The sequence below is a fragment of the Sphingopyxis sp. RIFCSPHIGHO2_12_FULL_65_19 genome, from assembly GCF_001830555.1.
Taxonomy (GTDB): domain Bacteria; phylum Pseudomonadota; class Alphaproteobacteria; order Sphingomonadales; family Sphingomonadaceae; genus Sphingopyxis.
Genome location: NZ_MIAM01000042.1, coordinates 1 through 5,376, shown reverse-complemented (window position 1 = coordinate 5,376; position 5,376 = coordinate 1). Strand labels below are relative to the sequence as shown.

Genomic DNA, 5,376 nt, shown 5'->3' with positions numbered 1-5,376 from the left:
CGGGCTGCCACCTCCCCATCGCAAGTCGATGGGGAGGAACTTTACGTCTGCAATCGGTCGTTTGCAGCCATTCCATCCTCCAATCCTTGACACGGCATAACAAAACGCCCGCGGAAATCCGCGGGCGCTCTGGTTTCGGCAATGTCGGAGCGATCAGCCCTTGGCGACGCCTGCGATCGCCTGGTCGACCAGCGCCTTGTCGGCCGCGGCGTCATGCTTGTCGGCGATCAGCTTCGCCGCCGCTTCGGTCGCAGCCTTGGCGGCGGCCGAGCGGACTTCGGCAAGGGCGCCGGCTTCGGCCGCGGCGATGCGGTCTTCGGCCATCTGCTTGCGGCGGGCGATCAATGCGGTCGCATCGGCCTTTGCCTTGGCGACCAGTGCTTCGGCCTCGGCATCGGCGCGGGCGCGCATATCGTCGGCTTCCTTCGCGGCGTCGGCGAGCTTCGCTTCATATTCCGCTTTCAGCGATTCGGCGTCGAGACGCAGCGCTTCAGCTTCCTTGAGCTGCTTCGAGATTTCCGCAATCTTGGTGTCGAGCATCCCCGCGACCATCGCCGGGACCTTTTTCCACAGCAGGATCGCAATGAAGATCGCCATCGCGATCGACACCCAGACGGTTGCCGTGATGACGCCGAAGGATGCCGGTTCAGCCGTCCCTTCCGACAGGATGAGCGCAAAATTAGCCATGGAGCACCGCCTTCACCGCTGCCTTGGCGTCCGCCGCGGCGACCTTCACGCCCGACAGCTTGGCGACGAGATCGCCTGCTGCTTCGGCCGCGACCGATTCAATTTCCGCCATTGCCGACGTGCGCGCCGCGTTAATGTCGGCCTCGGCCGCCGACAGCTTGTCGTCGAGTTCGGCGTCGACCTTTGCCAGACGCTTTTCGGCGTCTTTCGCGGCCTTGTCCTTGGCGTCCGTCACCGCTTTTTGCGCAGCGGCGCGGCTCGCGTCGCTTTGCTGGCGGTAAGTTTCTTCCAGCTTGTCGGCGGCTGCATGCGCGGCTTTCGCCGCGGCCAGATCGTCGGCCACCTTGCGGTCGCGCGCGTCCACCGTCGCCTCGATCTTCGGCAGCATGCCGCGGCCGATGACAAAGAAGACGAAGCCGAAGGTCAGCAGCACCCAGAAAATCTGGGATGCGGCGTACCAGCTTTCAGCGAATTGGCTGATTTGAGGCATGGATTTACTCGACCGACAAAAGAAAAGCAGTCGCGGGGCCAGCTTTTAGCGAGCCGGCCCCGCAGACGAAATCAGGCTGCCTTGAGGTACAGCAGGATCGCGATCAGGAACGACAGCAGGCCGAGAAGTTCGGCGGCCGCGAAGCCGATGAACAGGCGGCCCTGCTGACCGTCGGCAGCAGCCGGGTTGCGCAGCGCGCTTTCGAGGAAGCTACCGAACACGTTGCCCACACCGATAGCGGCCATACCGGCACCGATAGCGGCCAGACCGGCGCCGATGAGCGAAGCAGCTTGAACGTCCATTTTATACTCCTTGGGAAAAACGTTGATTATACGATTGAAATATCAGTGCAGATTGATCGCGTCGTTCAGGTAGAGTGACGTGAGCAAAGCAAAAACATAAGCCTGGATGCCCGCGACCAGCAGCTCGAGGCCGCTGATACCGACCATCAGCGCCATGCTGGGAATGCCGACACCCAAACCGACCGCGGGACCAGCGGCGATGCCGTCGATGATGAAAGAGGCGAACACCTTCATCAGCACGTGGCCTGCCGTCATCGCGACGAACAGTCGGAGAGCAAGGCTGAACGGGCGGACGAGGAACGACACCAGTTCGATCACCGGGATCAACCACAACAGCCACCAGGGCGTGCCGCGCGGGACGAACAGGGAGAAGAAATGGAGGCCGTGGCGCCAGAAACCGACGATCAGGACGATCGAGAAGCTTAGGATCGCGAGGAAGCCGGTGATCGTGAAGTGGCTCGTCACAGTAAAGGGATGCACACCGAAGAGACCGAGCGGCGCAAGACCGATCACGTTCAGCATCAGAATGAACATGAAGAGCGAGAACACATAGGGCGTATATTTGCGGCCTTCGGGGCCGATATTGGCGTTCATCATGCCCGAAATGAAGCCGGTGAAGCCTTCAACGGCGACCTGCCAGCGACCGGGCACAAGCTGGCGCTTCATGCCGCCGATCATGAAAACCCACAGCAACAGGCCGGCAACGACCATCCACATGGCGCTGGTCGTAAAGGCAACCTCATGATTGCCGACATGGAACATGTCGAACATCTTCTGCACCTCGAACTGGTGCATCGGGTCCACTTTGCCTTGATCCGCCACGCGATACCTCGCCTTAAATCCCCGTCAATCCGGCCCAGCTTCATCGAGCTTGGTGGGCCGGACATTCGCAATCCGAAATATGTTCCTGAAGGCGACCACTATTCCGAGGAACAGTACCGCCAACAGGCCCCAAGGTGCCGTGCCGGCGAAATGGTCGATCGTCCAACCAACCAGCGCGCCGCCACCGATCCCGCCCAGCAGTTCGGCCAGAACGCGATTACCGAGCTTGTAATTCGCATCGGTCTCCGGTCCGGCGTTCACTGCGGTCCGTTTCGCTTCTGCGGCTTCGGCCCGGTCCAATCGCTCTTCGAGCGAGACCAGGCGCGAATCCTCCGAAGCTGGTTCCGGATCGCTGCCATTCCCCGTCATTTGCGCCATCCTCCTGAAACAGAGCCGATATCCATCGATTCCGCCTGCGAAAAAAGGCCCGAAAACTCGGGGGACCCCTAAGGCGCGGTCCGTTTAGGAACGACGCCCGATGAAGTCAATGCTTGTGCGCAGGTGCACAAAATTGACACCGGCCTCTCTTCCCCGTTCGCATCGAGCGAAGCCGAGATGCCGCAATGTCGCGCGCTGCCGAAGGATGTCTCGACTTTGCTCGACGCGAACGGAATGCTGGCGAGGCGTCCTGGCTAGACGCACACAAAAATGCCGCCGCGTTTAGGGGCGCGGCGGCATCTGGAGGACCCCGCAGGGCCCCGTTATGCGTCATATGGCTTACGGACAGCGCGCATCGCGTTCCGGCGGGCTGGCATCGCGCGTTTTCCATGCGCCGCCGGGCGTCTGATATTTTTCGCCCGGCTTGGTTTTGGCGATGAGGTTGCAGCCGCTGGTAAAGGCGAATTGTTCGACCGTGCTGCCCGTCGACTGCGCGCTTGCGGTATAGGCGGCCTTCCTCTTGATGTTCAGGTCCTGAACCAAGGCGCGGATCGCCGGGGTCGGCGTGGTGGCAAAGCCCAGATAGCCATCAGGCTGTTCGCCGATCTGTCCCGCGGCGCGCGCGGCGGCATAGGCCGGATCGCGCTGCGCCATCGCCGACGGCACGGCCACGGCAACGGTCGCCGCAATCGCAGCAAGCGCCAGTCCGGTCGGTTTCCACTTCGTCATACGCATCTTGTTCTTCCCTATCAGAATATCTCGCTATTCTGCTCGATGAGCTTCTTGGCGTCGCCATCCAGCCTATACACCACTTCCTGCCGGATGTTGATGTTCAGGTTGATCTCGATCGGCTTGTCCGGTGTTTCGATCTGGACGCAGCCCGCGAGAGCCACCGTCCCTGTCATCAGCGCCAGACATCGACCCCTTATGGCCCGCCTCCTTGCTCCAGTCTTGGTCTTGTTCATCGCATGGGCTCGCTTTCTGGGGGCTGAACGGGAGTGACATTCGCCTTTTCAGCGTCTTCCTGAGCGCGCATCAAGGCTGGCAGATTTTGTTCGATCAGCAACGACGGATCGTAGAATCCCTTGGCCGAGGTCAAGAGCTGGCGGAAGGGGGCGCGGATCTTCACATTGAATATCAGGGGCAGTTTGGCGACCTGGTTGGTCAGGAAGTTGCGCGTCGCGCCTTCCCCCTGCCCCACGCCGCCAAACCGGATGTCGGTCACCATTTCACCGTCGAGGTCGCCGTTCAGGATGATGGTCAGATCATCATATTTAAGGCTGCGCAGCGCGCCAAAGGCAAAATTGGCGATCGCGCCGAGATTGCGGTTCGACAACTCGCCGACATAGGCGAGCGTGCCCCCGCCCGCGCGCGAATCGATGCGACCATTGACGATCCGTCCGCCCAATCCGTCGAATTCGACCGGCAGCGTGCCGTCGAAAACCCCGGTCGCGTTGATATTGTCGAAGCCGAAGCTTTGCAGGAAGACGGCGGCGTCCACCCCGACAATGTCGAACGACAGGCGCCGCGTCTGCGCCGCGCCGAAATCCAGCGTCGTGGGATGCAGCAGCAGCGTTCCCCCGGCAAAGGGCCAGCTGCCCCCCTCCACCCGCACGCGATTGTCGCCGAGCAGCCGATATTCGATGGTGCCGTCGACGACCGGGATACCGGGGTTGACCTCTTTCAACCGTGCAATCTGCCCCGGCGCCGATTTCAGGCCGATCAGATCGTCGAAGCTGAGCGTCGTGGTCAGCCCGGTGACCGGACCGAATGCGGCAGCGAGGCTTGCATCGGCGGTCGCAAAGGTGCCGCGGCTGGTCACACCGTCGGCGCTCCATTCGATCCGCCCGTCACCGACCACCGACCCCTGGACGTTGGCGACAACGCCGAGTGCCAGGCTGGTCAGTTGGTCGGGCTGAAACGATTCGTCGAATCGCAACTCGCGAACGACCAGATCGGCCGAACCGCTGCTGTCGGAGAGTCGGTGCCGGATCAGCGTGTCGAGGATCTTCGTCCCTGTCTTTTCCTCGCTGAACCCGGCCTTTGCGTCGACCACCCCGTCGGCAAGGCGCAGGGTCGCATCGCCGCTGACGAGCGGAAAAAAGCGCGGATCGGGCGCCGCATCGGTCAAGCGCAGGCCGCCGCCCAGCGTCAACGCGCCATTCGCCCAGCGCCACTGGCCCGCAATATCTGCCATGTTCAGCGGCACGGCACCGATCTTGCCGCTCGCGCCGCGCAGTTCGCCCGCCATTCCTGATGCCGCCGGGCGTCCGTTCAGGCTGTCGGCGGTGAAGCGCGTTACGCTCTCCCCCTCGCCCAGGCGGACGTCGGCGCGCGCCAGCGACCAGCGCATGGCGGACAGGTCGATATTCGCCGCCCCGCTCGTCAGGCTGAACGGCGAACTGCCGCTTGTCCCGCGGAATGCGAGCGCGGGAATGCGGATCTGGCCGCGCAGGCCGCCGGACCCGACGCTCAACAAAGGCGCGCCCGCACGGCTGCACAAATCGACCGCGCTGCGCCCGATCCCGAATCCGCCGATTTCGACCCGGTAGGCGCCGACGCGGCTGCACCCGCCATCGAGCGCCAATGCGCCGGTCGGCGCCACGAAACCGTTGAGCGGCACGGTCAGCCGCTCGACGCGCCCGCCCGCAAGCGGTCCCGACAAGACCGCCGTCGTCGCAAAGCGCAGCAGTCCGC

8 protein-coding genes are annotated in these 5,376 nt (G+C 63.0%); all 8 read right to left on the bottom strand.

Going from position 1 to position 5,376, the window contains the following annotated elements; translation table 11 throughout:
- Window positions 1-153 precede the first annotated feature (153 nt).
- Entirely contained in the window at window positions 154-687 is a 534-nt protein-coding gene (locus A3E77_RS12155) for a F0F1 ATP synthase subunit B family protein (protein ID WP_293646255.1), read from the bottom strand.
- A complete protein-coding gene (locus A3E77_RS12150; protein WP_293646253.1) occupies window positions 680-1,177 on the bottom strand; it encodes a F0F1 ATP synthase subunit B family protein in 498 nt (165 codons plus the stop codon). Before A3E77_RS12150 ends, A3E77_RS12155 begins: the two co-directional genes overlap by 8 nt.
- A 71-nt stretch (window positions 1,178-1,248) precedes the next feature.
- A complete protein-coding gene (locus A3E77_RS12145; protein ID WP_037515205.1) occupies window positions 1,249-1,479 on the bottom strand; it encodes a F0F1 ATP synthase subunit C in 231 nt (76 codons plus the stop codon).
- Between the two features lie 42 nt (window positions 1,480-1,521).
- On the bottom strand, window positions 1,522-2,274 hold the full coding sequence (locus tag A3E77_RS12140; RefSeq protein ID WP_293646311.1) for a F0F1 ATP synthase subunit A: 753 nt from the start codon (window positions 2,272-2,274) through the stop codon (window positions 1,522-1,524).
- A gap of 51 nt (window positions 2,275-2,325) precedes the next feature.
- A complete protein-coding gene (locus tag A3E77_RS12135) occupies window positions 2,326-2,670 on the bottom strand; it encodes an AtpZ/AtpI family protein (protein WP_293646251.1) in 345 nt (114 codons plus the stop codon).
- Between the two features lie 348 nt (window positions 2,671-3,018).
- Entirely contained in the window at window positions 3,019-3,408 is a 390-nt protein-coding gene (locus A3E77_RS12130; RefSeq protein ID WP_293646309.1) for a YdbL family probable chaperone protein, read from the bottom strand.
- Between the two features lie 20 nt (window positions 3,409-3,428).
- Window positions 3,429-3,644 (bottom strand): YnbE family lipoprotein, encoded by a 216-nt coding sequence (locus A3E77_RS12125; protein WP_293646249.1) that lies wholly within the window; start codon window positions 3,642-3,644, stop codon window positions 3,429-3,431.
- A partial coding sequence (locus A3E77_RS12120; RefSeq protein ID WP_293646247.1) for a YdbH domain-containing protein occupies window positions 3,641-5,376 on the bottom strand: 1,736 nt, incomplete at its 5' end. The genes A3E77_RS12120 and A3E77_RS12125, both read right to left, overlap by 4 nt.

Coding starts and splice junctions, on each gene's coding strand:
- A3E77_RS12140 (WP_293646311.1), bottom strand. CDS start 2,274: ATGCACCAGTTCGAGGTGCAGAAGATGTTCGACATGTTCCATGTCGGC.
- A3E77_RS12150 (WP_293646253.1), bottom strand. CDS start 1,177: ATGCCTCAAATCAGCCAATTCGCTGAAAGCTGGTACGCCGCATCCCAG.
- A3E77_RS12135 (WP_293646251.1), bottom strand. CDS start 2,670: ATGACGGGGAATGGCAGCGATCCGGAACCAGCTTCGGAGGATTCGCGC.
- A3E77_RS12125 (WP_293646249.1), bottom strand. CDS start 3,644: ATGAACAAGACCAAGACTGGAGCAAGGAGGCGGGCCATAAGGGGTCGA.
- A3E77_RS12145 (WP_037515205.1), bottom strand. CDS start 1,479: ATGGACGTTCAAGCTGCTTCGCTCATCGGCGCCGGTCTGGCCGCTATC.
- A3E77_RS12130 (WP_293646309.1), bottom strand. CDS start 3,408: ATGACGAAGTGGAAACCGACCGGACTGGCGCTTGCTGCGATTGCGGCG.
- A3E77_RS12155 (WP_293646255.1), bottom strand. CDS start 687: ATGGCTAATTTTGCGCTCATCCTGTCGGAAGGGACGGCTGAACCGGCA.